Origin of the sequence: Leptospira wolffii serovar Khorat str. Khorat-H2, assembly GCF_000306115.2 — a bacterium.
Classification (GTDB): Bacteria; Spirochaetota; Leptospiria; order Leptospirales; family Leptospiraceae; genus Leptospira_B; species Leptospira_B wolffii.
Genome location: NZ_AKWX02000007.1, coordinates 259,842 through 284,191, shown reverse-complemented (window position 1 = coordinate 284,191; position 24,350 = coordinate 259,842). Strand labels below are relative to the sequence as shown.

The 24,350-nt window shown below is 47.4% G+C and carries 23 protein-coding genes; 13 read left to right on the top strand and 10 right to left on the bottom strand.

All coding sequences use genetic code 11. From position 1 onward, the window contains the following. Position 1: 1 nt before the first annotated feature. Positions 2–1,009: a 3-oxoacyl-ACP synthase III family protein gene (locus LEP1GSC061_RS05585; protein WP_016544500.1), complete on the bottom strand. Its 1,008-nt coding sequence runs from the start codon at positions 1,007–1,009 to the stop codon at positions 2–4. Positions 1,010–1,177: 168 nt separating this feature from the next. Here LEP1GSC061_RS05585 and LEP1GSC061_RS05580 point away from each other — a divergent pair, with 168 nt between their 5' ends. After that, positions 1,178–1,390, top strand: a complete 213-nt coding sequence (locus LEP1GSC061_RS05580; protein ID WP_016544205.1) for a hypothetical protein — start codon at positions 1,178–1,180, stop codon at positions 1,388–1,390. Between the two features lie 20 nt (positions 1,391–1,410). Here the strand turns inward: LEP1GSC061_RS05580 and LEP1GSC061_RS21405 are convergent, their stop codons facing one another. Both LEP1GSC061_RS21405 and LEP1GSC061_RS05575 read right to left on the bottom strand, forming a co-directional pair. Beyond that, positions 1,411–1,572 carry a hypothetical protein gene (locus LEP1GSC061_RS21405; protein ID WP_156844502.1) on the bottom strand — a complete coding sequence of 54 codons (162 nt, stop codon included), beginning with the start codon at positions 1,570–1,572 and terminating at the stop codon, positions 1,411–1,413. Between the two features lie 155 nt (positions 1,573–1,727). Further along, on the bottom strand, positions 1,728–2,576 hold the full coding sequence (locus LEP1GSC061_RS05575) for a sulfurtransferase (RefSeq protein ID WP_040508084.1): 849 nt from the start codon (positions 2,574–2,576) through the stop codon (positions 1,728–1,730). Positions 2,577–2,762: 186 nt separating this feature from the next. On the opposite strand from LEP1GSC061_RS05575, the gene LEP1GSC061_RS05570 reads away from it, so the two are divergent. From LEP1GSC061_RS05570 to LEP1GSC061_RS05555, 4 genes are all read left to right on the top strand, one after another. Next, complete coding sequence (locus LEP1GSC061_RS05570; RefSeq protein ID WP_016544812.1) at positions 2,763–3,653, top strand: LIC11113 family protein; 891 nt, start codon at positions 2,763–2,765, stop codon at positions 3,651–3,653. After that, positions 3,646–5,124, top strand: coding sequence for a S1C family serine protease (locus tag LEP1GSC061_RS05565; protein WP_016544658.1), 1,479 nt, complete (start codon positions 3,646–3,648; stop codon positions 5,122–5,124). The genes LEP1GSC061_RS05570 and LEP1GSC061_RS05565 overlap by 8 nt, the downstream gene beginning before the upstream one ends. Beyond that, entirely contained in the window at positions 5,121–6,500 is a 1,380-nt protein-coding gene (locus tag LEP1GSC061_RS05560) for a PDZ domain-containing protein (protein WP_016544738.1), read from the top strand. The genes LEP1GSC061_RS05565 and LEP1GSC061_RS05560 overlap by 4 nt, the downstream gene beginning before the upstream one ends. Before the next feature lie 103 nt (positions 6,501–6,603). Then, positions 6,604–7,503: an ATP-binding response regulator gene (locus tag LEP1GSC061_RS05555; protein WP_016544655.1), complete on the top strand. Its 900-nt coding sequence runs from the start codon at positions 6,604–6,606 to the stop codon at positions 7,501–7,503. Here LEP1GSC061_RS05555 and LEP1GSC061_RS05550 read toward each other — a convergent pair. From LEP1GSC061_RS05550 to LEP1GSC061_RS05540, 3 genes are read right to left on the bottom strand one after another with little or no spacing between them, the layout of a single operon-like run. Then, positions 7,500–8,954: a hypothetical protein gene (locus LEP1GSC061_RS05550; protein ID WP_016544988.1), complete on the bottom strand. Its 1,455-nt coding sequence runs from the start codon at positions 8,952–8,954 to the stop codon at positions 7,500–7,502. The genes LEP1GSC061_RS05555 and LEP1GSC061_RS05550 overlap by 4 nt on opposite strands. After that, positions 8,951–10,246 (bottom strand): oligosaccharide flippase family protein, encoded by a 1,296-nt coding sequence (locus LEP1GSC061_RS05545; RefSeq protein ID WP_040508083.1) that lies wholly within the window; start codon positions 10,244–10,246, stop codon positions 8,951–8,953. Before LEP1GSC061_RS05545 ends, LEP1GSC061_RS05550 begins: the two co-directional genes overlap by 4 nt. Before the next feature lie 3 nt (positions 10,247–10,249). Continuing rightward, positions 10,250–11,224 carry a phosphatase PAP2 family protein gene (locus LEP1GSC061_RS05540; RefSeq protein ID WP_016544486.1) on the bottom strand — a complete coding sequence of 325 codons (975 nt, stop codon included), beginning with the start codon at positions 11,222–11,224 and terminating at the stop codon, positions 10,250–10,252. 293 nt (positions 11,225–11,517) lie between these two features. On the opposite strand from LEP1GSC061_RS05540, the gene LEP1GSC061_RS05535 reads away from it, so the two are divergent. Continuing rightward, the gene (locus LEP1GSC061_RS05535) at positions 11,518–14,886 is read left to right on the top strand and encodes a methylmalonyl-CoA mutase family protein (protein ID WP_016544297.1); all 3,369 of its coding nucleotides are present in this window, start codon (positions 11,518–11,520) and stop codon (positions 14,884–14,886) included. Positions 14,887–14,888: 2 nt separating this feature from the next. Here LEP1GSC061_RS05535 and LEP1GSC061_RS05530 read toward each other — a convergent pair whose 3' ends face one another. Then, positions 14,889–15,431 carry a nucleoside 2-deoxyribosyltransferase gene (locus tag LEP1GSC061_RS05530; protein WP_016544246.1) on the bottom strand — a complete coding sequence of 181 codons (543 nt, stop codon included), beginning with the start codon at positions 15,429–15,431 and terminating at the stop codon, positions 14,889–14,891. Positions 15,432–15,558: 127 nt separating this feature from the next. On the opposite strand from LEP1GSC061_RS05530, the gene LEP1GSC061_RS05525 reads away from it, so the two are divergent. From LEP1GSC061_RS05525 to LEP1GSC061_RS05500, 6 genes are all read left to right on the top strand, one after another. Next, positions 15,559–15,870 carry a hypothetical protein gene (locus tag LEP1GSC061_RS05525; protein ID WP_016544378.1) on the top strand — a complete coding sequence of 104 codons (312 nt, stop codon included), beginning with the start codon at positions 15,559–15,561 and terminating at the stop codon, positions 15,868–15,870. Next, complete coding sequence (locus LEP1GSC061_RS05520) at positions 15,867–16,310, top strand: LIC_11090 family protein (protein ID WP_016544934.1); 444 nt, start codon at positions 15,867–15,869, stop codon at positions 16,308–16,310. Before LEP1GSC061_RS05525 ends, LEP1GSC061_RS05520 begins: the two co-directional genes overlap by 4 nt. A gap of 155 nt (positions 16,311–16,465) precedes the next feature. Beyond that, a complete protein-coding gene (locus tag LEP1GSC061_RS05515; RefSeq protein ID WP_016545019.1) occupies positions 16,466–17,440 on the top strand; it encodes an MbnP family copper-binding protein in 975 nt (324 codons plus the stop codon). A 43-nt stretch (positions 17,441–17,483) separates the two neighbouring features. Further along, on the top strand, positions 17,484–18,632 hold the full coding sequence (locus LEP1GSC061_RS05510; RefSeq protein ID WP_016544633.1) for a methanobactin export MATE transporter MbnM: 1,149 nt from the start codon (positions 17,484–17,486) through the stop codon (positions 18,630–18,632). Between the two features lie 13 nt (positions 18,633–18,645). Then, the gene (locus LEP1GSC061_RS05505) at positions 18,646–19,545 is read left to right on the top strand and encodes a hypothetical protein (RefSeq protein WP_016544548.1); all 900 of its coding nucleotides are present in this window, start codon (positions 18,646–18,648) and stop codon (positions 19,543–19,545) included. Next, a complete protein-coding gene (locus LEP1GSC061_RS05500) occupies positions 19,536–20,558 on the top strand; it encodes an LIC11086 family outer membrane transporter (RefSeq protein ID WP_232218368.1) in 1,023 nt (340 codons plus the stop codon). Before LEP1GSC061_RS05505 ends, LEP1GSC061_RS05500 begins: the two co-directional genes overlap by 10 nt. A 94-nt stretch (positions 20,559–20,652) precedes the next feature. Here the strand turns inward: LEP1GSC061_RS05500 and LEP1GSC061_RS05495 are convergent, their stop codons facing one another. Next, entirely contained in the window at positions 20,653–20,934 is a 282-nt protein-coding gene (locus LEP1GSC061_RS05495) for an LIC_11321 family protein (protein WP_016544800.1), read from the bottom strand. A 144-nt stretch (positions 20,935–21,078) separates the two neighbouring features. Here LEP1GSC061_RS05495 and LEP1GSC061_RS05490 point away from each other — a divergent pair, with 144 nt between their 5' ends. After that, positions 21,079–22,077, top strand: coding sequence for an LA_0442/LA_0875 N-terminal domain-containing protein (locus LEP1GSC061_RS05490; protein WP_016544212.1), 999 nt, complete (start codon positions 21,079–21,081; stop codon positions 22,075–22,077). On the opposite strand, the gene LEP1GSC061_RS05485 is transcribed toward LEP1GSC061_RS05490, so the two are convergent. Both LEP1GSC061_RS05485 and LEP1GSC061_RS05475 read right to left on the bottom strand, forming a co-directional pair. Then, positions 22,074–23,054 (bottom strand): cysteine synthase A, encoded by a 981-nt coding sequence (locus tag LEP1GSC061_RS05485; protein WP_016544739.1) that lies wholly within the window; start codon positions 23,052–23,054, stop codon positions 22,074–22,076. The genes LEP1GSC061_RS05490 and LEP1GSC061_RS05485 overlap by 4 nt on opposite strands. A gap of 158 nt (positions 23,055–23,212) precedes the next feature. Further along, positions 23,213–24,268, bottom strand: coding sequence for a class I fructose-bisphosphate aldolase (locus tag LEP1GSC061_RS05475; protein WP_016544947.1), 1,056 nt, complete (start codon positions 24,266–24,268; stop codon positions 23,213–23,215). Between the last annotated feature and the right edge of the window lie 82 nt (positions 24,269–24,350).

The window sequence follows — 24,350 nt, the reverse complement described above, 5'->3', positions numbered from 1 at the left end:
TCTAATTCTTCGGCTCCCGATATACGGCTCCCGCCGCGGAATAGCCGGCTCCGGCGCAGATCATCAGTATGACGTTTCCTGGTTTTACTCTCCCCTGCTTGCGCGCAAAATCCAAGGTATAAGGAACGGTTCCCGCCACGATATTTCCTGTATGATCGATAGTGATCGTTACCTTGGATTCCGGAATTCCCAGATTGGATGCCACCTTCTTCATGATTTTTAAATTTGCTTGGTGGGGAACGAGTAGATCCACGTCTTCGGGACCCAACCCGGATTCTTCGCAGGCTTCTTTTGCAAGATTCGTCATAATCTCCACAGCGTCATCGAAGATCATTCTGCCGTCCACGTTCATTCGAGTCGCATGTAGCCCCAACCGAACCGTTTCTTCCGTAGCAGGCATGGCGCTACCTCCCGCCGGAGTGAGTAAATGATCGAGTCTGGAGCCGTCCGTCCATAGAACGGAACTTTGCAATCCTTCTCCTCTTTTACCTTTACTTAAAACGACCGCACCCGCGCCGTCGGCAAAGATGGGAAACAATCTCAGATCGTCCCGTCTTACGAAGCGGGACTTCACATCCGCGCCTACGACCAGTACGTGATCGCATCCCGTCGCAATGAGCCTTGCACCGTGATCTAAACCGAAAAGAAAGGAGGAGCAGGCGGTCTGCTTGTCTTCGGCGGGACAATCCGCACCGATCAAACGTTGCACATTAGACGCCGCCGCGGGAGAGGTCCAATCCGAGGTGGAAGTGCAAAGAAGAATATGATCGAGTTCCTTGGGATCTACCTTTGCGTCGGCCAAGGCGAGTTTAGACGCTTCCGCTCCTATATCGCTAGTGGCGATCCCTTCCGGAGCCCAATGTCTTTGGCGAATCCCCAAATTTTCCGAGATCCATTCTTCGGTGGTGGATAAACCCGAAACTCGAATCAATTCCGAATTCGAGACGGGGTTTCCTGGAAGATATCTCCCCGATCCCTTGATGATTACGCCCCAATCCGAAGTTTTCATTTTCGATTATCCCGGTGCCGTAAGTCCGCAGTATTCAGAAAACGAAAACGCGGAACGAAGGCAATATTGAATTTCCTAATATATCCTTTTTGAATCCGTTTCGGTCGGAACTCCTACGGATTTTAGCAAAAAGAATCCCTCCTATCGCACCCAAGGAAAGATGCCAGAATGAAAAACCGTTCGACTAAATTAGCAAGGAAAAAAAGAACGCATTCCTATGACTTAATCTTTTCTTTGTTGGAAAGTTCCACCTTCCGAGAAAGCGCGGATACATTCTCGGATATGAATGTTATCGAATATTCCGGCGCACAATCTTTTCCTTCCGGTCGGGCCTTCAGAACCAAGGAACCGGATTGCATTCTAAGCGTATCGACGGTTTGACGATTGCAGGTAAGGGAAATCTAGTCTTTGATTTTAGAAATAGCCTTGCGATATCCTACGATCTGTTCTCCTTTAGCGACGGAGAGGAAAGAATAGTCCAGATCGAATTCCAGTATTCTTCCTGTGGACCCGATGAACAAGAGTTCACTCGGTAGCAGAACTGCTTTGATTCCTTTTCCCAATCGAATTCTTGGACGATAAGGGAAACAGGCGCGATCGTTTCGAAACTAGACGGCAGAAAAGAAGAAAAGAGAGCGAAAGGAAAAGACTTCATCGTAAGATCCCGGACGGATTTTACGGAAGTCTTTCGGAGGGAAATTCGGTTGTCTTCTTCTTTTTATGCCTTGCGATCTACGCCGCCGACTCTAGGAGCGCTTGCACTCGCGCCGCTCTGTCCGTAAACGCTAACCGCTTGCTTTGGTAGACTGGATTTTCTCCATTCGAACCAGGAACCGATGTAAACATTCACGTCGTTATAGCCGACTTCCTTGAGCATAAGCGCCAGAAGAGAAGACCTTGCACCGTTGTAATCGTAGATAACGGTGGTTCTTTCCGGCATGAACGGAAAAGCTCTTAATCTTTTATTGAAGAAGGTCTTGTCCACGAGTTCGCCTGTCGCGTCGTAAAGCATTCTCCAATCCCAGAGAAACGCCCCGGGTAAACGACCGCAGAGACTACCGGGCTCCGGAGCCGTGAGTCTCGGCATCTTGCCTTCGTATTCTTCCGGAGTACGGGTATCGAAAATTTGGAGGCGAGTCAGGTTCTTTTCCAAGAAGGCCTTGTCCACGATTCCTTCCAATTTTCTTAATTTAGAAGAAGGTCCTATATCCAGTTCCTTGGTCCCCTTTTCTTTGGCGGCTTCTACCGGCCAACGCTGTCCCAGTATGAAAGCGTTTTGGAAACCGGCGGCTCTAAGAAGAAGAGTCAGCCTAGCGGCGAACATTCCCATGCCTTCGTCGAAAACGAGGATACGGGATTTGTTTTCCTTTTTAGCGAGAGCGAGAATCTCGTCCACAGGACCCAAGATTTTTTTTAGGGAATCGGGATCCGAGGCGAAAGCCTTCTTTACGAATGGAAAATAGTACGCACCCTTAAGGGTGGATTCTTGGTACTGCGCTTGGGAGCGGCAGTCGACGAACAAGTCCTGCTCGTTCGGGTCTGTTTTGAGGAAACTCCAGTTAGACAAGATACTCTACCGTTTCTATATTTTTTGAGCTTTGATTTAACCATATTTCCCAGTCCCGTTTCAGAGTTTAACTTTTTTTTCGTATTCTTAAGAATTCGAGACATAATACGAAAGAATCCACGGAAATTCCGGATCTATTCCAAGATCTGTAAAATCCGGTTTTTCTAAATCCGATACTAATAGAGAATGTTTCTTCCGAATCGAAAATTTCCAGGTGTAGATCCGACTTTGCCGAACTTGCATTTTATTCTCAGACTAACGGCGCTATTCTTCACGCTTTCTCTTTCTTTTTTGGAAGTAAATGCGGAAGAATCTCTGACTTCTTCTTTGGATTCCTCGTGGACTCGCTTGGAAGGGGAAGAATTCGACGAAGGTTGGAGAAAATATTCCAAGGAAAAGGATGCTAGACCCTTAAAATCCTGGTTCCGATCCCGTCCCAAACTCTCCGTAGGCGATTGCACCTTTCATAAAAACCAAGATTCGGAAGAAGTGCAGTATCTCCACCTCTCCTGTCCTGACAGAAAACTAGAAGGATTCTTTTATTCTGGAAAAGAAAAGATTCGGTTCGCCGAAAAAATCCGTTCCTTCCATGTAAAAGGTCCTACAAAAATCGGAAAGGCGGTCTATTGGGAGATCTCTTTTTCAAGAGAAGAAGCGAGAAACGCAGGCCTCCATCCGGAGAATCGTATTTCCAAACAATCCAAAATCGAAGCTAAGACCTCTACCGAGAATTTCGGACTGCAGTACTTCCTTAGTATAGCAAAGCACCCGGCGCATAGACCCGCTCCCGTAGGCAAGGAGATCTTCTTCGATTCTTCTTGTCCCCTTCTCTATTTAGGAAAGGACGCTGACTTCTATTGGGACAAGGCTTTGTATTTTTCCTTCCAGGCCAGTTGTCTTCCCGATTCTCCTTATTCCTGGATCCGTATCAAAGCGGATGCGGGAGGAAACGTACTCGTGGACGATAAGCCCGCCGAGAGCCTGCAGGAAGGAGAACGCTTCCTGGCGAAATTAAAACTACTAGCCATCGAAAAGGACAAGATCGTATGGTCGGATGCGGAGTTGTTTCATGAATAATCGCAAGGTCCTTTTCTTCGGACTATTTCTGTTCGTATTCTTCCATAGGCCCGGATTCTCCCAAAACTCCGTCAATCCGGATCTGAAGAATCTACTCGGAAGCGTGGTAATCGTTCGCAGCGATAGCTATCCCGATCCCTCCGATCCTTTGGAATTCGGAGACCAGGATCTTTCCAGGGACGTAGGCTCGGGATTCATAGTGGCAGGAAACCGAATCCTCACGAACGCGCATGTGATCTCAGAATCAAAATATCTGAAAGTAAAGCGCTTCAATAGCAGCAAATACTACGACGCCAAGGTGGAATTCCTGGGATTCGATTGCGATCTGGCTCTCATCAAAGTGGAGGACGAGGAATTCTTCGCGGGTGTGGAGCCTCTGGAAATCTCCGATGAGTCCCCTTCTTTGGGAAGCGGTCTTCTTATGTTAGGATATCCGGAAGGAGGAGAGAATCTCACCTTGGAAAACGGTCTCGTGAATAGGATCGAAAGATTGAGATATTCCTTCACGGGATTAGATTACAGAAAAGTAATACGTGTGGGAGCTAATATTCTTCCCGGATACTCCGGGGGACCTGCCATCCAAAACGGAAAAGTGGCGGGAATCATCTTCGAAATCAGCCAGGTACAGGGAAGCACCGCCTATCTCATTCCTCCGGAAGTGGTCCAACATTTCCTAAAGGACGTCCAGGACGGTAGTTACGACGGATTTCCTTTCGTCGGTTTCACGTTCCAGAACGGAAACTCGGAAGCTGTTAAGAAATACCTGAATATCCCCGAAGGTCTGCAGGGAATTCTGATCAATAAGGTATATCCGAATTCTTCCTTCTCCGACACTCTACAAACCGAAGATTATCTCTATAAGATAGACGATGCCTTTGTCAATAATGAAGGAGGACTCTTAGAATTCACCGGAAGGACGGTAGTCGATCTCATAGAGCCCGGTTTCGTGGGTCAAAAACTCACTCTCTATTTTTACAGGGGCGGGAAGAATTATAAGGTCCAAGCGGAATTGAAACGCACGGATTCCCTCGAATTGTATAGGGAAAGACAGGTCCGTAGCTTTCTGGGAGCAGGACTATTATTCCAACCGGTCAACCGTGCCCTCTTCGGAAAGGAAAGCCAGAGAGTGGAAACGGCTCTCCGCTACCATTACAGTTATTTCATACAGGACGATCTGTTCAAATTCACCGAAAGGGATCTCATTCTCACCACCCTATTTCCGGATCCCTTGAATTCCAAATATATGAATTATAGATTCAAGATTCTGGAATCGATCAACGGCAAAACTCCTACGAACATAGAGGATTTCAGGAATCTCTGGAAGAAATATTCGAACGGAACTCTCGTACTGAAATTCAGAGGAGTGGGACTTCCCTTAATCCTAGACAGCAAGACCGTTCGAACCATAGACGCTCGCGTCAGAAAGAGATTCGACGTGAAGTCCGACGAATATGCGGAGGAGAAAAAATGAGATCTTCCATTAGAACATTTGTATTTTATGTTTTCCTATTTCTTTCTTTCGCAAACTCGGAGGCAAAAGGAAGCGATCCCGAATTTTCGGTTCTTGTGCATTTCAGAAAATACTCCCATCATAATCCTTTCCAAAAGGGAGTTCCTTACCAAAGAAAAATTCCCGCGATCCGTTTGGACGAAAGGTCCGCGATTGCACTCTTGAAACCGGGCGAGGTCCCGCTATTCGCGGAAATGCACCCTGAAGAATCCGCGGGCAGAAAGGCCTATTTCCAAAAAGTGGACGTGGACACAGGTCTCGGCATTCTTCTTTTGCCGGAGGACTTCGGTAGGTCCAAGGGATTTTTCCCTATCGCGAGTCTGGAGGATTCTCCCAGATCGTTCGCCTCCTGCTCCTCTTTCTTCCCTAACCAAGAATGGGGTAGTTTAGAATTTTCTAAAGCAATTCTTTCTCTTTCCAAATTGAACCGAAAGGAAAATACGGAGGGCAATAGAAGCTTTCTATTCGGAGGAAAGAAGGTATGCGGTTTCACGGACGGCTCCTGGAACGTAGGCTCCGACGTTCTAAAAAGATTTTTCGCGAGTAGATTCGCCTCAGCTTCTCCTTTTCCTCATCCGGGTTTCTTGGCGGAATCTTCTCTTACCCCCGCCGAAGAGGATTATTATTTTCCTAAAGGAAGCGTGGGAACGGTGGTCTCCGAAGTATTCCCCGGCATCGGTCCCGCTCATAATCTTTTCCCGGGAGACGCGATCATTGCGGTGAACGGAATCCCCGTGGCCTCTAAACAAAAGCAAGTCCTATACGATCTACTACTCTCCCAAAAAGGACGCGCCCTCAATGCGGGAGAAACCGTAGAGCTGAGTCTTTATAGGGACGGAAAGAAAAGGGAGATACGTTATAAACTCCGCCCCTACTCTGAGGATTCCTTCCTGATTCCGGAGAGTTCCGACAGGACGGCCCCGAAATATCTGATCTCGGGAGGGCTACTTTTCACGGAACTCACCAAGACCTATCTGAAGGAATACGGAGAGAAGTATAAATCCGCTGGAGATAGAAAGTTAGTCTATCTAGCCGAAAGTTTTTCCCGAAAAATGCATCCGGAAAGATCCAGGATCGTCCTACTCTCCCGCACTTTTCCGGACGAAAAGAATCGGGCCTACCAGGAATTCCAGGACCTGATCCTGGAATCCGTGAACGAGAAATTGGTGGATTCGGTGGAGGGGCTCAAGATCGCCATTCAGGAAAATAAGGGCGAATTCTTAGTCTTCCGATTCTCCGGAAATAAGATTGCGGTCTTTGATAAGGCGGAACTCCGACAATTGGACGAACGAATCAAGTCCCTATATTCTTTGGATTCCTTGGATAATATTCGCTGACAAAATTCTTGACTGGATTCGCTTTTCCGGTTTTTCTTTTGTTTCCAAGGCAAGATTTTCATAACCCCCGAAGGATTCGGAAGTTGTGAATTAGGAATTTATTATGAAAATCCTTTTCGTCGACGACGAGGAAGTCATCCGAGACTTATTTCAGGAAATATTCGGCAGCGAGTACGAACTCGTTTTAGCGGGCACCGCCGAACAGGGCCTAAGCATAGCCGAATCCGAAAATTTCGATCTTATCATTACGGATATCCGCCTACCCAGAATGAACGGAATCGAGTTCATCACCAAATTAAGGGAAAAAGGCATAGACACTCCCTTCATAGTTATTACCGGAAACCAGGATATACAGATCTCAATTAACGCTCTCCGTTTGGGGGCAGTGGATTTCTTCCTGAAACCGTTTCGCATGGAGGCGATCCGTTATTCCCTTCTTCGCTTTAAAAATCTTTTCTACTCGGGAAAGGATCTGGTGGACAAGAGGATCTTCCAGGTCCGGGAATCCAGACAAAAATTCGGCTTATTGCCTAGACTTGCCAACCTGAACCAATACGTGCATTTGATCCTAAAATCATTGGCGCATCTTCCTGGACTGCATAACGACGATCATCTTTCCTTGAAAGTGGCGCTTTATGAACTCATCGGAAACGCAATCGAACACGGTTGTGCTCGGATCACTTATCACCAAAAGCAAGATTTAATGTTCCAGGAAAACGATTACTTCTCCTATGTGGACAAGATCTGCGAAACCAGGGACGAATGGGTAACGGTGCAAGTGGATTACGACGATACGGAAGTCAGAGTGATATTGGAAGACGGAGGAGAAGGATTCGATCCAGCCAGAGTTCCCGATCCCGTCCAGGATCCGAACGCCAGCCAATTATCTGGACGGGGTATCTTTCTAGTGAAAATGAACGTGGACTCTCTCGATTATAACGATAAGGGAAACCGGGTCACATTCGTAAAGAAGTTACGGGGTCCGAAAGTGGAAGCCGTTTAAAACCGGATTCCTCCGCTCGCATACCAACGAAAATATTCCCGGTTCGCTACAGGACGTCGAATTTCGTCTATGATATAAGATTCGTCTCTCTCAGGATCCACCCAGGCATAGGCGATTCCTCCTACAATATATCCGGATTCTCCTTTCCATCCGGAGGTGGCGATACATTCCAATCCCCTACCTATATAAGAAATTCCGAATCCTCCCGCAAGAGTGCTCGTCCAGCCTCCTCCCCATTCCTTAGAGGCCCCGAACTGGTAATATTGGATTCCGGAATTTTCGAATACAGGTTTGCGGGGAGAATCGACTCCGAAAAATACGGTCTCCTCCTTGGAAGAAAAATCACGTAAAAGTAATATAGAAAAAGGAGCAAGAAGTCCTCGCGGATCTCCCTTGATCGGAGAATAACCGTCGGAATTTCTATCGATCCTGAAATTCTGATCTTCTTTGGAATAAAAGGTTCTCACGAAATAAGATACCGTATCTTCCTTCCATGTGACGCCCAGGGTTCCCATCCAGGAATTCGTGGTTTGTCTGGATTTATCCGAATAAAGAGGATTCGTAGCGTTTTCCCTTCTACCCTCCACATGAATCGCGGTGGCCTCCAGTTTGGTTTTTCCCACGACTCTGGATTCCCATTCTCCTCCGGAATACCGGAAGTAACCGTAGGCTCTAAAAGGTTCCTCGTTCCGGTAGAGATCCGCTTTTACGGCCTCCTGTCTGGGTTCTCCGTACTGGTAATGGTAGAGGCGCATGGATTTCAAAACGCTTTCCGGTTCCCAAACCAAATCGCCTCCTAGTATGCGTAACGGAGATTCCGATCTGTCCCTATCGGAATATGCGACAGAGGAGGAAAACTCGCCCCCCATAAGGCTCCCTCTCAATTTCCAAGGCAGAATCTCCCAGCCAATCTCTGCATAATTCATAATATTCGAAAATAGGAATCCCATTCCGTCCAATCTTTGGAAGCCCCTTCCCGCTTCCCCTCTGATTCGTAGGTATCCTATATCCTTGGATAAGGATAGAATGGCTTCTCCGTCCTGGAGACGGAAAATTTCCCTTTTTGATTCGTCCCTTTCCGAATAGGTAAAAATAGGAGAAATTAAAAAAAGAACCCTACTCGATTCGGATTCTCGGAACCAACCGAATTCCGGAGCGATCGAAGCTCTCCCGTAAGATTTGCGAGCCTGGTCCTCTCGGACTCCTCCTTTTTGGGAATCGCCCTTGGCCCAAGCATATAGGGAAGAATAGAATCCGGAATCTGTCCTGTATTTGGGTGGGTTTTCCGAGGCGGAACTCGCTCTTCCCTGAGAGCGAACCGGAATCACTCCGTCCCTCAATAAGGAAGAATCGTCCATTCTAAAATTGGAATACGATTCTGCGTATATTCCCCTCCAAAATGCGGAAAGAAGGAAGAATATTAAGAATTTAGGTACTCGTTTCGGGCTCACTTGGTAGAAGGCCTGTAGTAGGCCAGAAAGTAACCGCTTAAAAGAAGCCAGGAAGGAATCTGTCCTAAAAAGAAAGCGCCGGCGGCTCCCATGGGACCGTATTCCGGAATCAGCAAATTGTCCAATACCAATCCGAAACCTAGTCTGACAAGAGCTAACAATGCAAGCATCCTGGGTTGGCCTAAAGCGAATAACGCCATGCCCAAAGGAGAGAAGATCAATTGCAGTAGATAATTAGGATACAGTAATTGGAAAACCGGAACGGATTCGGGGTATTTTCCGGAGAATAATACGGAGAAAAACCAATCTCCTAAAAATACCCAAGGACTTAGTACCATTGCGAACGCAACCGCGACTAGCATGGATTTTCCCAGATAGCTCGCGAATTCCTTATTCTCCGTCAGACGGGAAAGTCTGGGATATATCATGGAATTCAAAACGGAAAATAAGATCACGAAACCGCTGAAAGGTTGTAAGGCCACTCCGTATGCCGCAACGGATTCGGTAGAATGGTATTTGTTCAGAAAGAAAAGTTCCATTCTATCCGAAATGATCGCGAATAAAGAAGCAAGAAAAGCGTATCGATTGAAGGAAGCCAAGTCCCGAGTCTGTTGTCGAACCTCCTCTTGGTCCCCAGCCCAGTTGAGTTTTCCCCTAGGAAAAAGGAAAAAGAAAAGCACGATCGTAAAGACCGGTGAAACGGTGAATACCGCGAGAATATCCAAATTGTCCAGGGACTGTGAATGGAACTGGTCCGCAAAGTATAAAAGAACCAATCGGATCAGGTTGGGCAAAGGATACCAGATCGATAAGGATTGGTATTGACCGAAAGAGATGAAAATGCTCTCGAAATAGGAATTGAAAGAGAGAACAAAACTACCGAATACGAGCAAAAAGGCGGCTAACGCATTTTCTCTCAAGAAGAAGGAAGCGAATCCCGTCACCAATATCAGAACAAAAAGAGCGCCCCATTTGATCCATAAAGAAGACGAAAGAAGGACACCTATCTTACGCTTATCCTCCGTCAAAGGAGATAAATATTTCACGAGAGCGGCGGGAAGCCCGAATTCCGCTATTGCAAGGAGTACAGGCAAATAACCCGAGTAGTATTGGAAGATCCCGTTCTCGTTCTTACTCAGAATCCGAACGGAATACACCATGAATACGAAATTCAAAAGAGAGGCGATTACCTTGGAAAACCCTACCGAAAAAAAACTACGAATGAACCCGGAAGCTCTGAGACGGAGGAATGTCTCCGATACGAATTTGGACGCTTTCGATAGGTGGGTCATTCTCTATTGCAGATAGGTTCCTCCGCGAATTCTCTTCAGGAGAAAGGGAGAGAGGTAGCCGATATAGAAGCATACGATCCCGTACCTAAAGTATCTGGCAACCGGATTTTCCGGAGCGATCCAGCCCAGAATTTTCCCCAAGAGCAGGTAAAATACCAGGATTCCCAAGATCACAATCCCGAGACGAACCGCAAACTCGGTGAAGCCGGAAGCCCGACTCCAATCTCTTCCCGCTTTTTGGTTCAGTAGAATGGAGATGCCGAACCCCGCCAGGGCCCCCGATGCGGAGATCACCTGCTCCCAAGATTTAGTCGTGGATTCCGGTTGTCCCGATTCCTGGAAAAGAACACTAGGAATCGTAACCGCAATGATCGCGAGAATATAAGATTTAAATCTTTTTTCGTCCGAAAACAATTCCGGAGTCGGTCCGGGTTCCAAAATGAAAGGAAACTTGCGTAGCAATAATTCCAGACCGAGTAGAACTAGGAGTCCGAGTAAGGCTCCTCCGATCACATCGCCCAAAAAATGCAGTCCTGCATACATTCTCGCGATCGGCATAAATAAGATCAGAAATGCGGTCACCCATCGCACCCAAACTCTTCTCGCATGTAGGAAGATCGTACCGTACAATGCAACCGCGGTCTGCACATGTCCGGAGGGAAGACCGTAGGAACCTTCCATCAGACCCAACTCGGAAGGATAAGGTAAGCCGATGGGTCTAGGGTATGCGAGCAATGCCTTGCAGGTGCCGTTCAAGATACCCGCCACCAATAAAGCCAAGGCGATTCTGATCCCCAAACGTCTGTCCACGCAGATATATACGAACGAAACGATCGCCATGAAGAATAGGGTCGAGCCTAAATAATGGAATAATACGGAAAGCGGATCCAACAATGCCTTTAAAAAAGGAATATGCAAGGCCTCCAAAGGGGAGTTGGAAAATAGAATCTCCGCATGGAGAGTTTGTGCCCAAGTCATATTGCGAGAATAGCAAAGGCCAGGAACCCTGTAAAAAGTTTTTCTCTCCTCGAATCCCTAGTTTCCGTATTCCGAACAATCGCTAGCCTAAAGCCGTTCGGTATGATAATGCACTAGGGACTCTCCTTCCGAAAGGATAAAATCTCGGTTGATCCTAATGGATTCCGATTATAAGATGAAAATTAGACAACGAAATTATTGAACGATCGTTCTCGAAAGAATCAAGAAGCCGCCCACCACCGAATCGGTCCTCCGAGATCGATCCCTCTTTCGAAACATTAGGAGAACCGAATATGGAAACGGAAATATATGTCCCTCATAACAAACTTAGATTCGTGACAGCCGCCTCCCTTTTCGACGGCCACGACGCCTCCATCAATATCATGCGTAGGATATTGCAATCCTCCGGAGCGGAGGTCATTCATTTGGGGCATAATCGATCCGTCCAAGAGATCGTAGACTGCGCCATCCAGGAGGACGTGCAAGGGATCGCAGTCACCTCTTACCAGGGCGGCCATGTGGAATATTTTAAATATATGATAGATCTTTTAAAAGAGAAAGGCTGCGGACATATCAAGGTATTCGGAGGAGGAGGAGGTACCATTCTTCCCAGCGAAATCAAGGAATTGGAAGAATACGGGGTCGCGAAAATCTATTCTCCGGACGACGGTAGATCCTTAGGACTCCAAGGAATGATCAACGATCTGCTTCTGAAATCGGATTTCATTCCTCCGTATAGATTCAACGGAAACCTATTCTCCGAACTAAAAGTAAAAAACCCGATCGCGATCGCGGAATCCATTTCCATGGTGGAAAATTCCCTATCGGAAGAAAACAAACCCAAACCGGAGAAGTTGGAATTCCCACTTCCCCAAAAGGCCATTCCCGTATTAGGAATTACCGGAACGGGAGGCGCCGGCAAGTCTTCCCTTACCGACGAACTCGTGAGACGCTTCATTCAAGATTTCGAAGACAAGACAGTAGCCATCATCTCCGTGGATCCGTCCAAACGCAAAACCGGAGGAGCGCTACTCGGAGATAGGATCAGAATGAATTCCATCTCCCATCCTCGGGTTTATATGCGCTCTTTCGCAACTCGCGAAGCCAATATCGCACTTAATAAAAACGTAAAGAAGAGTCTGGAAGTGCTGAAAAGCTCCGAATTCGATCTGGTTATCGTGGAAACCGCGGGGATAGGACAAAGCGATTCCGAAATCACGGAAGTGTCGGATCTTTCCCTATATGTCATGACTCCGGAATTCGGAGCGGCTACTCAGTTGGAAAAAATCGATATGATCGATTACGCGGACATTATCGCAGTGAACAAATGCGATAAGCGAGGGGCCTTGGATGCGATCCGGGACGTGCAAAAGCAATTCCAGAGATCCCGAAAACTATTTGATAAGTCTCCGGAAGATATGCCGGTTTTCGGAACCATCGCATCGCAATTCAACGACCCGGGTACGAATAACCTATACGTCGCGCTCATCGAGGCTCTAAATCAGAAATTCTCTCTGGGATGGAAAAGTTCCTACTCCAAAAGCCGGGAATCCAGCCAGAAGATCCATATCATTCCTCCGGAAAGACAAAGATATCTCTCCGAGATCTCGGAAGAATGCGATGAATACGAGGAATTCGTTCGAAAAGAATGCGAGGCCGCGGAAATTCTATATAGAATCGCGGGAACCATCCAAATCCTGGAAGAAAGATCCAAGAATGTAAGCGATCTCAAAAAAGAATACGAAGAAAGAGAATCCAAACTGCATCCGGATACAAGAAAGATCCTAAAGGAATGGTCCGGAAAAGTAGCGCAATATTCCGGAGAATTCTTCACGTATAAGGTGAGAGACAAGGAAATCAAGGTTTCGAATTTTACGAAATCCTTAAGCAATTTGGATATCCCCAAGGTCTCCGTTCCTAAATTCAGGAACTGGGGAGAAATCGTGAAATGGTCCTACACGGAGAATTTCCCGGGAGAATTTCCTTTCGCCGCGGGAGTCTTCCCATTCAAGAGAACGGGAGAGGACCCTACCAGAATGTTCGCGGGAGAAGGCGGACCGGAAAGAACCAACGCAAGATTCCACTATGTGAGTTTGGGTATGCCGGCCCAAAGATTGAGTACAGCATTCGATTCCGTGACTCTTTACGGAGAGGACCCGGGACTCAGGCCGGACATCTACGGTAAGATCGGAAACTCGGGTGTGAGTATCGCTACGTTGGACGACGCGAAAAAACTCTATTCCGGTTTCGATCTTTGTAAACCTTCCACCTCCGTTTCCATGACCATCAACGGACCGGCTCCTATGCTTTTGTCCTTCTTCTTGAATGCGGCCGTGGACCAATCCTGCGAGAAATATATCCGCTCGGAAGGCAAGACTGAAGAGATAAAATCCAAGATCGCAAGTCTCTATTCTTCTAAAGGAGTTCCGGTTCCCGTATACAAAGGAGCCATTCCCCAAGGAAACGACGGACTCGGATTGATGCTACTAGGTACGACGGGAGACAAGGTGCTTCCTCAGGAAATCTACCAAAAGATCAAGGCGGAAACGCTTTCCTCCGTGAGAGGAACCGTACAAGCGGATATCCTAAAAGAAGACCAGGCGCAAAACACATGTATCTTCTCCACGGAGTTCGCGCTCAAACTTATGGGAGACATACAGGAGAATTTCATACGTAACCAGGTCAGAAACTTCTACTCCGTATCCATCTCGGGGTACCATATCGCCGAAGCAGGAGCCAATCCGATTACCCAGGTCGCCTTCACGCTGGCTAACGGATTCACTTTCGTGGAATATTATCTATCCCGAGGGATGAAGATAGACGACTTCGCTCCGAATCTTTCCTTCTTCTTTTCCAATGGAATCGATCCTGAGTATGCGGTCATAGGAAGAGTCGCGAGAAGAATCTGGGCAAAGAGCATGAAGTATAAGTACGGAGCGGCCGAGCGCTCCCAGATGCTCAAATATCATATCCAGACATCCGGACGCTCCCTGCACGCGCAGGAAATCGCGTTCAATGATATCCGAACCACCTTACAAGCATTATATGCTATCTACGATAATTGCAATAGTCTTCATACGAACGCTTACGACGAGGCAATCACGACCCCCACGGAGGAATCCGTTCGTAGGGCAATGGCGATCCAGCTCATCATCAATCGGGAATTGGGGCTCGCTAAGAATGAGAATCCTCTCCAGGGCTCCTTTATCATAGAGGAACTTTCGGATCTGGTGGAAAAGGCCATTCTTACCGAGTTCCGTAGGATCTCGGAAAGAGGAGGAGTCCTCGGAGCCATGGAAAGAATGTATCAGAGAAATAAAATTCAGGAAGAATCCCTGGAATACGAACACCGCAAGCACGCGGGAGAAATTCCCGTGATCGGTGTAAATACGTTCTTAGGAAAAGACGGCTCCCCTACTATTCTTCCCGACGAGGTGATCCGTTCCACGGAAGAGGAGAAGAAGGCGCAAATCTCCGAACTGGAGGACTTCCAACTTAGAAATAAGGAAGAATCTCAGAAGGCTCTTAGGTCCCTGCAAGAAGCCTGCGTATCCGGAAAGAACGCGTTCGACGCTCTTATGGAAACGGGAAAAGTTTGCTCCTTGGGACAAATGACCCGCGCCTTGTACGAAGTGGGCGGACAGTACAGAAGGAGTATGTGATCCTAAACGGATTCCCATTCGGCGAGTCGATCCGCTAGGTCCGAGAAAGAACCTCGGACTAATCTTCCTCCCGATTCCAAGATGGAGAATTCCAACATGAGATTGATCCGATTTCCGAAGTCCTCGTTCAGTAGATAGCCTTCCTCATCTATCCTATAACCGCTCTCATGAGCCTTCGTTGGAATCTTTCTTTCCGTTTCCAGATACAGAGCTAATTCGGAGTCCCCGTATCCGTAGATGCGCTTTCCGCTATGAAAGGCATAACCGATTTCAAAAGAAGTTCCGTCGTCCACACAGGCTCCTCTAAAGAAATTACAGTTTGCGAGCACCAGATCTGATTCTCGGATCAACCTGCAATTCTCTTCGAAAATGCGTTTTGCCAGACGGAGATCCCTTTTTTCCTCGGGAGAAACGTTACCGTCAAAGGGAGAATAGGCCGAGAATCCTTTCTCCTCCAGGAGTCTTTTATTGGATTCCAAAATGGAGAATGCGTTCGGTAGGAACACTTCTGGGCCCGCGAGATAGATTTTCTTAGTCTTTTTCATCCAGATTCTCTTTAAACGAATGGTTTTGCATTTCGAGCTTCAGGTATAGTCATTGAGACAAATCCCGTAGGAACTTTCTTTTTTTGTTTCCCTTAGAAATTTAAGAGAGAAAATTTGGTCAGAGGCCATGAGTTCCGCAGCGATACAATTCACAGAAACCCATGTTTATGCGGACAAGAAACTATTTCGCGTAGTTTTCGTGAGAAACGTATGCGCGGTGGAAACCGAAGAAATCGGCCTCATACTACATAAGATCCAAGAAGTGCAACCGAATCAGGTGGAGCTGGATCTGGAAAGCGTAGTCGCCATTCCTTCCCTAATCCTAAATCGAATCCTCAAATTATTGGCCGAATTGAAATCCAAAGGAGTCCCGGTGGAAATCAAAACCAGCGAAGGCCTCAAAACGGTTTTGAATCGCCTAAAGATCTCCCTGCAATGAAAAGTATCTCTCTCATTCTGGCTCATTGCTTTTTATTCCAAAGTCTGGTATTCGGTAGCGGTTGGTTCTGCGGTTTACTCGCGGGAGAGATCAAACTCTGCGAATGCAACCACGGAAGCAAAAAAGAAAAGCACGCCGCGGCGGAGGATTCCCGTTTCGAAAACAAACTTGTCTCTGAAGACGGAGACGAAGAGCACTCTCATTCTTCCCTGCCGGATTGCCATTCCGCAAAATCGGGAGAAACCCATAAATGTTCCTGTAAAAAAGCGAAAGACAAGGCTTCCGCGCTAAGCGGATCCATTTGCGCTCAGTTTTATTCTTCTCCGAACTCCGAATACACCGGCCCGAAAGCAGTCGGCTCCGAATTACTTGCCCCCTTCTCCGAATCTATCGGAGTCCAAATCCCCCTCTTCCTGGAAAGACCTCCTCGATTCTCCTGATTTAGCGGCCTAACGGTCGACGAAATCCCGAGCTTAAACTGTAACCGTTCCCGCAAGGGGTAGGTCCGTACTCTCGGGATTTTTTCCCGGACCCGAATACAATATCGAAACCCTACGGGATTTCGGGTCCGTCATTTGTAATGCAGGAGAATATCATGAAATTATTATATAAGTACGCTATAATAGCGTTCATTACGCTTTCGTTCTGGAATTGCGACGGCGGTTCGGAACCCTCGAATTTAGGCCTTCTGGCACTTGCGACGGCCTCCCCGGTTTCTCAGGAACCCGCAGGAATCACTTTCCAGGCTGTGGTGGGAAGTAGCCTTGCTGTTTGCGGTGGTGAAATTACGGGACATGGAGAAGCACAAACCAGCTCGACTGTGACCATTATGCACGTTGCAGGAGTCATGCCGATCGGGCTGCGAGACCTGAGATTCTACGTCTCCGAATTCGAACTGGTGGACGAGGATGATAATATCATCACTGCAAACGTTCCGGACGACGGAGTATGGCAATATTCCGGAATCACTCTCTTGGACTTCGAGAATAAAACGGGAAGCTGCACCGGCACCACTGCCACGAATAAAATCGTAAAGACCGTATTGGAGAATAAGAGCTACAAGACGGTTCGGTTTACATTGGGAATACCGGAAAGCTTAAACCATGGAAACTCTTCGATTGCGCCTAGTCCCCTGAATATTTCCGGAATGGCTTGGAGCTGGCTTTCCGGTTACCGATTCTTCGTGGGAGAGTTCGTATCCATGGATGCGGCCACTACGGGCAATTACGCTCAATTGCATATAGGATCCACCGGCTGCACGGAACCTACTCCCGGAAATTATTCCTGCACCAATGCGAATCGCGCCAGAATCAGCCTGAGTCCCAGCGGAGGATTCAATCCTTACACTCAGAATATCCAGTTCGATCTTAAGAAAGCCGTAGCCGCCTCTCCTGTAGGATCTCCTACGACTTGGGCCGGCTGGAGCATTTCCTCGGGAAATAAGACCTGCCATTCGATGGGGGCCATGGACGCCGCCTGTGCGGACGTATTTCCGAATTTCGGATTGGATTACGGTACCGGAAACGCCGGCACAGCAGAGCAGACCGTATTCAACGTGGTTTCCAAATAATTTTCGGTCCCGATTCCGCAAGGAGTCGGGACGGTATTCAATTATGAAAGTTTATATTTATCTAATACTATTATTCGTCCCTCTGATAGGATGCGAAGAATTGGGGCTGGCCAAAAAGGGAAGTTCGAATTCGGAACTCGCACTTCTATTCGTAAGTCCTACGATTTCGGAGGGGACCCCGTATGTCTTCGATCTTCCCGCAGGGTTTCCTAGTCCGAAAATTCCGTCGGATAACGCGATGACCGTGGAGAAGGTTCGGTTGGGTAGATTCCTATTCTTCGATACGAAACTATCCGAAAACCAAACCCAATCCTGCGGAAGTTGTCATCATCCGGATAAAGCGTTTACGGACGGACTAGCAGTTTCGATCGGATCAACCGGCCAGAATCATCCCAGGAACGCGCAGCATCTTTCGAATGTAGTATATAACGTAAGGCAGACCTGGGTGAACCCTGTTTTAAAGAATCTGGAAGACCAGGCCTTAGTCCCCATATTCGGAGATAATCCGGTCGAGTTGGGAATGAAGGATAACGAGGATTTGATCGTCCAAAGATTGAAGTCGGATTCGATTTATCCGCCTATGTTCCGGGAAGCCTTTCCGAGAGAATCGGATCCATTCACTATACGGAATATTACGAAAGCTATATCCTCCTTCGAGCGAACTCTGATCTCCGGAAATTCCGCTTACGATCGGTTTCAGGCGGGAGACAGTTCCGCATTGAGCGCCTCGGCCATAAGAGGCAAGAATCTATTCTTCGGAGAAAGAGCGGAATGTTTCCACTGCCATGCGGGATTCAATTTCACCGATACGGTATTGCATACCGGGACAGTTTTCGAGGAGATTACATTTCACAATAACGGGTTGGATTCCTCCCATTTCGTAAGCCCAAACGGAGGCCTGTACGAATTCACGTATCAGGAAACCGATCGAGGTAAATTCAGAGCTCCTTCTCTCAGGAATGTGGAATTGACAGCTCCTTATATGCACGACGGCTCCCTACCCGATCTACTATCGGTAATCAACCATTACGCAGCGGGAGGATCGGGAAATGGAATCACGAATCCGAACAAGGACTCTTTGATCCGTTCTTTTTCTCTTACGGAATCGGAAAAGGCGGACTTGGTGGAGTTTCTTAAAAGTCTTACGGACCAGGATTTTGTCACGGACCCGAAATTCCGAAGCCCATTTTAGGAATATTATACGAATGCAATACTTAAAACACGTTAAATTCGATTCGGTGCTTGCGCTAGGATTTCTCATCCTAGCCAATTGCACGTTCGGATCCATAGGAAACTCCACAAACGACCGCGCGGCCGAATGGCAGGCGTTGTATAAAATCTCCGACGAAAGAAGGACATTCATCTCTCCTTGGATCTATTATTCTGACGACCAAGCCGATGCGAATCTGGGAGACTTCACGGTTAGCGGCGCAAGCACCTCTTACAATGTGCAACTAACGGCAAATTCCGTGACCTTGAAAAGTCTATCCTTACTATTCAGTCCTCCGGATTCTCTTTTACCTTTCGGAACCTCAAGTACGGTCGCAACCCTATCTTCCGGAGAATATACTGCATTCCATTCCGGAGACGGGGGTTCCACTCCCGTCGGAACCGGATCTTATGCGGTTCGATACGGAATCGAAGGAAGTTTCGACCCGGGAGATATAAGCGCTTCGGATTTGGTCACGCCCGCCGGCCCGGTTCGTAGTCAATCCTTGAGTCCCTTTCCACCCGTTCCTTACGGAACCTTAGCGCATATTTTCGGAGAATATTCCGAGATCCTTCTCACATTCACGGTCCAAAGACAGTCAGACTCGTCGACTAAGACCCTGCATCTGGAATTGAGGGAAGCGGAAATCGAAGTCGAGCCCTCTTGCGAGCTTGCGATTCCGTATACCAAATCGACCCCATTCTCGATCGGGTTTAGAACGGACGGATTACTCTCCATTCGTCCCGGATCCTCCTTCTCGCTTCTGGATGCGATATTCTCCCTTTCCGGTTCGGAGATAACGATCAATAATTTCCAGAACTCTACTCTTTATTCGGAAGTTCTTTCCAACCTGGACGAACCGGGCCACGTATTGGTATTTTATTCATGTCTATAAAAACCTTCAAGTTTCGATCGAAATATTTACTTTTCATAATATTCTTACTTCCTACGATTCTATGGAGCCACCACGCGGGGGAAGGACAGAGTATGGCCTCCTCCACCCGCTTCATAGATCCGTTTACGGGCAAGAGGGAGAAACCTTCCGATTATATTCTATTCACCCAGGATTACCAAAAAGGAACCATAGATAATTCTAATCTGCATACAAGCACCCTATTTGCTGAGACAAACTTCGCAGGCGGAAAATTCGCGATGAACTTCAGTATTCCATGGATTTATTACGAACAGAAGGATAGAGCGGACGCAGCCAGATACGGAAAAGCTTATTTGGGAGCCAAATGGAGTCCGCTCGTAGATAAGGACTGGCCATTCTTCTTCGTTCTGGAGGGCAGACTCGGATTCCCTTCCGGGGCGGATACCGATCGCTTCGCAGGCGGAGATTATTATTCAGGCATCGCGAATATAACCTTAGGGACTACATTAGGAAAATGGCTTTTTGTCGTAAGAGGATCCGGAATTTTCCCCTTATCCAGGGACTACGCGACCGAGAATACGCAGAGTGGACTTCCTTACTGGGCCCAAAGTCCTTCCTCCACTACCGGCAGCGAAGAACACATGAAGATCCAAAAGATATCCCAATGGTTCGCATATGCTACCTACTTTCTAAATAAGGACTTCAGTCTTTTCGGAGGATTCCTCTACAGAACTCCTTATGTGAACGTGATCGGAGGAGGAAGCCTCTTGGAAGAAGATGCCGAGACCCAAAAGAAATTTCCGAAAGCTTTCAAAGAAGTGAGCACAGGATTCAACTGGGGACTGACTAAGGGAACTTTCTTAACCGTTTCCGGCAGAATGCCTTTGACCAGAGATCACGAGATCCGACTTTACGATTATGCGGTCACTACTTCCATCTCGATAGAGATTCCCGAATGGAAGTCGGAATCGGAAAAGAAGAAGGAAAAGGAAGCGGAAGATTTCGAAAACGACGAGGATTTAGAGAAGAAGTGACCAAAGCGGAAGTCGGCGGAATCGTGTGGACTGCTGCGATCCGGTAAATATACATTTGTGTATTTCCGAGATGGATACACTGTTTAAAAAAAACTCAATCCCAGAGAGATTGGAAGCAAAGAGCGGAGTCTCTTTGGAAACTATCGAAATTGGGTTTGGAAACGCATTCTTCCTCGGTGGATGGAAAATAGTCGAAACCTCCGCCTTCGTATTTGATACGGCAGCATCCTTTGGCGGGTTCGGATTTTTTCTTAGGACTCTGAACGGAGGGAGAACCGGGTTCCTTTTTGGGAGCCTGGTCCTGACTGAAAGTTTCTCCTGCGGAAATCCAAAAGGCGAGGAGCAAACCGAAGGAAAAAGCACCGACTCTCGTCATATCCCTATTCTATCCGTTTTGAAAACGTAAAGCGCAAGGAAAAATCTTATGGATCTAAAAACCTAAGCCCGTTTTTTGCGTTGACTCGCCCGCCTTCGGAAGGTGAAAAAGGGAATCAACCGTAAAAGAAAAACAGGAAACCAGATGAAAATATCGTTCTCCTTCCCTAACCATAAGGCATCTCGCCTAATCGGACTTTTAATCTTCCTTCTCTCCTTCGCATCTCTCGGAGCCGAGACCGTACTTTTCAAAAGCGGCGAAAAAGTTTACGGAACCGTGATCGATCAATCTACGGATTCCGTAGTGCTCTTAAGGGAAAACAAGAGACAAACCGTTCCAAAATCCCAGATCCTTAAGATTATCTTCAAAGATATCAAGGACGAAGCGGAGTTAGGAAAGATCTTCGAAGCTGAGAAAAAGAAACTGAACAAAGAAGGCAAGAAGACGGAGAAAGAGGAACAACTAGACACCTTGATGCTGGAACAAATGATCAAGGAGAATAGTTACAAGGTCGTCCAAAAGAGACTCGCTTTGATCGAAAAATACATCGATGAGAGAGACGGTGGATGGGAAGAATACATCTCCGCAAAACGAAATCCTTGGGAACCGGTTTGGAAATCGGCCATTCTGCCTGGTTGGGGCCTTTCTACTATGAGGCACGAAAATTATGCGACTACCTACCAGGTATTGATAGGTCTCTCCGTAATCGTCGCGATCGGAGGTAGCCAGGCCTCTACCGTTCAAGGAAATAAAGCCGAGAACAAATTATCCAAGATTCTATTCGAAGAACCGAATATACACCAGCAAATCCTATCCTCCGGAGTTCCGGGCGCTTCCCTGTTAGTAAGTAAAATGCAGGCGGATAGTATCAGCGAAATGAATACCGCCAAGAATCGGGAACATCAGTACCATTCTTATAGCCAAAACGGTTTGGGTCTGGCGATCGGACTTTATATCGCCCAATTGGCCCAAAGTTATTTTTTAGGTAAGACCTGGGCGGTCCAAAACATCATCCAGACCCCCTCCGGAGAATCTGTATCGCCCGGATTGAATTTCAAAAGCACTTACGGTCCTCTTGCGGCCGGAGGCGGCGGTTCTCTTTGGGAATACCGCACCGACCTAAGATACGTGAGTACTTTCTAAACTTCCGGAATCGAAAAACCTTTCGAAGCCAGCCAGTCCTTGTCGTAAAGACGGGACTGGTATCTCGCACCGCTATCGCAAAGTACGGTCACTAGAGTGTGCCCCGGTCCTAGTTTCTTGGCCAATTTGACCGTTGCCGCCACATTGATCCCGGTGGATCCCCCTAAAAACAAACCGTCTTTTCGAAGCAAAGTATAAATGGTCTCCAGACATTCCTCGTCGGAAATCCGAATCGCATCATCGAAAGGAGCGTCTTTCATATTCTCCGTGATTCTACCGTTACCGATTCCTTCCGTGAAGGAGTTACCTTCGGAACTGAGTTCCCCCTTCTTTACGAAATTATAAATCGCAGAGCCGTAGGGTTCCGCGGCGACCGTTTTGATCTTGGGATTCTTTTCTTTTAAGAATAAGGCGGTACCTGCGAAAGTTCCCCCGGTCCCCAAAGACGCCAACCAAGCGTCCACTTTTCCGTCCGTCTGGCTCCAGATCTCCGGACCTGTGGTATGGAAATGAGCCAATCGGTTGGCCACATTATCGAATTGGTTCGCCCAAATGGAATTGGGAGTTTCCTCGGCTATTCTTGCGGAGACCTTTACGTAATTGCCCGGATCCTTATAGGGAACCGCAGGCACCGTCCGGACCTCGGCACCCAAGGTCTTAAGTAGGTCGATCTTTTCCTTGGACTGGGTATCCGGAATCACGATCAGACATTTATAACCCTTCGCATTACAAATATGCGTTAAACCGATTCCGGTATTTCCCGCGGTTCCTTCCACGACAGTTCCGCCCGGCCTGAGGAGTCCCTTCTTCTCCGCCTCTTCTATAATGAATAATGCGGCTCTATCCTTTACCGAACCGCCCGGATTCAGAAATTCCGCCTTACCCAAAATCTCGCAACCTGTTTGGTCCGAATAATGATTCAAACGTATGAGAGGAGTGTTTCCGATGGTGCCCACGAAGCCTTTCTTGATATTCATACTTATTCCTTTAAAGATTCTTGATACATTCCCCTCGTTTTACCACAAAAAAAAAGGGAAAGCGACCGAATCGTTTTCTTCGATCACTCTCCCCTCGGATCCTCCGTATTTGTTTTGTTCGGAGAATTTGATTTTCAAAAATTCGAAATCGGTTCGAATTAAGCTATGGTAACGTCCTTAGACAAATAAACGTCTTGGATCGCGTTTAACAGAGCCACTCCGTCTTTCATCGGCTTTTGGAAAGCCTTTCTTCCGGAGATGAGTCCCATACCGCCGGCTCTCTTATTGATAACCGCAGCTTTAATCGCGTCGCCCAAATCGTTGGATCCGGAAGGTCCTCCGGAATTGATCAGACCGATTTTACCCATATAGCAATTGGCCACTTGGTATCTTGCCATATCGATCGGATGATCGGAGCTAAGATCGGTATACATTTTGTCGTCTTTCTTACCGAATTTCAGATCTCTGAAACCCCCGAGATTGGTTTCCGGAAGTTTTTGCTTCACGATATCCGCCTCGATCGTAGCAGCCAAATGGTTAGCCTGGCCGGTCAAGTCGGTCGCCACATGGTAGTCGGCCTTATCGTTTTTGAAATGATCGTTCCTGAGATATGCCCAAAGAATCGTAACTAGTCCGAGTTCGTGAGCCCTGTGGAAGGCTTCGGAAATCTCTTGGATCTGTCTGGAACTCTCGTCGGAACCGAAGTAAATGGTCGCACCTACCGCTGCGGCTCCCATATCGAAGGCTTGTTCGACGTTGGCAAAAAGGATCTGATCGAATTTGTTCGGATAACTTAGAAGTTCGTTATGATTGATCTTCACTACGAAAGGAATCTTATGAGCGTATTTGCGGGAAACCAATCCCAATACGCCTAAAGTGGAAGCGACAGCGTTGCAGCCGCCTTCGATTGCGAGTTTTACGATATTCTCCGGATCGAAGTAAGCGGGATTCTTAGCGAAAGAAGCGCCACCACTATGCTCGATCCCTTGGTCCACGGGAAGAATGGAAAGATAACCGGTTCCTGCCAAGCGTCCGGTATTGTAAATGGACTGGAAATTTCTGAGAACAGAATTGTTTCTGTCGGTCTTTGCGAAGATATCGTCGATGTAGTTCGGACCGGGGATGGTCAGGGTTTCCTTAGGGATCGTTTTGCTGACATGATTCAGAAGGGAATCGGCTTCCGCACCCAGAGCGCTCTTAATTTTATCTAACATTCCTATTGTACCTTATTGGTTTTCAATCTGGTGACTAGTTTTGCGGAAAAGCCCAAAATTTCCATCGATTTTCGGGCTAAAA

Excerpts from the sequence above, each read along its gene's own strand:
- LEP1GSC061_RS05530 (WP_016544246.1), bottom strand. The coding sequence starts at position 15,431 with ATGAAAAAGACTAAGAAAATCTATCTCGCGGGCCCAGAAGTGTTCCTA.
- LEP1GSC061_RS05525 (WP_016544378.1), top strand. The coding sequence starts at position 15,559 with ATGAGTTCCGCAGCGATACAATTCACAGAAACCCATGTTTATGCGGAC.
- LEP1GSC061_RS05515 (WP_016545019.1), top strand. The coding sequence starts at position 16,466 with ATGAAATTATTATATAAGTACGCTATAATAGCGTTCATTACGCTTTCG.
- LEP1GSC061_RS05580 (WP_016544205.1), top strand. The coding sequence starts at position 1,178 with ATGAAAAACCGTTCGACTAAATTAGCAAGGAAAAAAAGAACGCATTCC.
- LEP1GSC061_RS05500 (WP_232218368.1), top strand. The coding sequence starts at position 19,536 with ATGTCTATAAAAACCTTCAAGTTTCGATCGAAATATTTACTTTTCATA.
- LEP1GSC061_RS05490 (WP_016544212.1), top strand. The coding sequence starts at position 21,079 with ATGAAAATATCGTTCTCCTTCCCTAACCATAAGGCATCTCGCCTAATC.
- LEP1GSC061_RS05510 (WP_016544633.1), top strand. The coding sequence starts at position 17,484 with ATGAAAGTTTATATTTATCTAATACTATTATTCGTCCCTCTGATAGGA.
- LEP1GSC061_RS05545 (WP_040508083.1), bottom strand. The coding sequence starts at position 10,246 with ATGACCCACCTATCGAAAGCGTCCAAATTCGTATCGGAGACATTCCTC.
- LEP1GSC061_RS05565 (WP_016544658.1), top strand. The coding sequence starts at position 3,646 with ATGAATAATCGCAAGGTCCTTTTCTTCGGACTATTTCTGTTCGTATTC.
- LEP1GSC061_RS05520 (WP_016544934.1), top strand. The coding sequence starts at position 15,867 with ATGAAAAGTATCTCTCTCATTCTGGCTCATTGCTTTTTATTCCAAAGT.
- LEP1GSC061_RS05475 (WP_016544947.1), bottom strand. The coding sequence starts at position 24,268 with ATGTTAGATAAAATTAAGAGCGCTCTGGGTGCGGAAGCCGATTCCCTT.
- LEP1GSC061_RS05485 (WP_016544739.1), bottom strand. The coding sequence starts at position 23,054 with ATGAATATCAAGAAAGGCTTCGTGGGCACCATCGGAAACACTCCTCTC.
- LEP1GSC061_RS05570 (WP_016544812.1), top strand. The coding sequence starts at position 2,763 with ATGTTTCTTCCGAATCGAAAATTTCCAGGTGTAGATCCGACTTTGCCG.
- LEP1GSC061_RS05505 (WP_016544548.1), top strand. The coding sequence starts at position 18,646 with ATGCAATACTTAAAACACGTTAAATTCGATTCGGTGCTTGCGCTAGGA.
- LEP1GSC061_RS05555 (WP_016544655.1), top strand. The coding sequence starts at position 6,604 with ATGAAAATCCTTTTCGTCGACGACGAGGAAGTCATCCGAGACTTATTT.
- LEP1GSC061_RS05535 (WP_016544297.1), top strand. The coding sequence starts at position 11,518 with ATGGAAACGGAAATATATGTCCCTCATAACAAACTTAGATTCGTGACA.
- LEP1GSC061_RS05540 (WP_016544486.1), bottom strand. The coding sequence starts at position 11,224 with ATGACTTGGGCACAAACTCTCCATGCGGAGATTCTATTTTCCAACTCC.
- LEP1GSC061_RS05560 (WP_016544738.1), top strand. The coding sequence starts at position 5,121 with ATGAGATCTTCCATTAGAACATTTGTATTTTATGTTTTCCTATTTCTT.
- LEP1GSC061_RS05585 (WP_016544500.1), bottom strand. The coding sequence starts at position 1,009 with ATGAAAACTTCGGATTGGGGCGTAATCATCAAGGGATCGGGGAGATAT.
- LEP1GSC061_RS05495 (WP_016544800.1), bottom strand. The coding sequence starts at position 20,934 with ATGACGAGAGTCGGTGCTTTTTCCTTCGGTTTGCTCCTCGCCTTTTGG.